The organism is Neisseria sp. P0001.S005, assembly GCF_051963715.1.
Window position 1 is genome coordinate 1 of the sequence record NZ_JBQCTZ010000500.1, and the last position, 605, is coordinate 605.

Annotated in this window: 1 protein-coding gene; it reads right to left on the reverse strand. The window is 52.4% G+C overall.

Going from position 1 to position 605, the window contains the following annotated elements:
* Positions 1–59: 59 nt before the first annotated feature.
* The coding region (locus ACTHSP_RS21305; protein WP_440346919.1) for an MlaE family lipid ABC transporter permease subunit at positions 60–605 on the reverse strand (546 nt) is incomplete at its 5' end.

Consider the following 605-nt stretch of genomic DNA (forward strand, 5'->3'; position numbering starts at 1 on the left):
TTTTTTTCATGTGCTATTGTCCTTGTTTCATTCTTTTTAAGTGTCGTTTCAGACGGCCTTTAGTCGGTAAACATCCACGCGGTCAAAATGAAGTCGACGGCGAGGATGGTCAGGGCGGAAGACACTACGGTGCGTGTACTGGCGCGCAAAATACCTTCGGAAGTCGGTACGCAGTGAAAACCCTGATGTACGGCGATCAGCGTAACGGCTACGCCGAAAGCGGCGGATTTGATTAAGCCGTTGAGGACGTCGTAATGGAAGGTAATGTTGTTTTGCATTTGCGACCAGAAAATACCACCATCCAAACCCAGCCATTCGACGCCGACCAAATACGCGCCGTAAATACCGGCAACGTTGAAAATCGACGCCAGCAAAGGCATGGAAAACACGCCCGCCCAAAAGCGCGGCGCAACCACGCGTGCCACAGGGTCGACCGCCATCACGTTCATTGCTTCAAGCTGCTCGGTGGTTTTCATCAAGCCGATTTCGCTAGTCATGGCACCGCCCGCGCTGCTGGCAAAAAGAATCGCCGCCAATACGGGACCCAATTCGCGCAACAGGGAAGCGGCAACCATATAGCCCAAAATATCGGCGGATTTGAATTT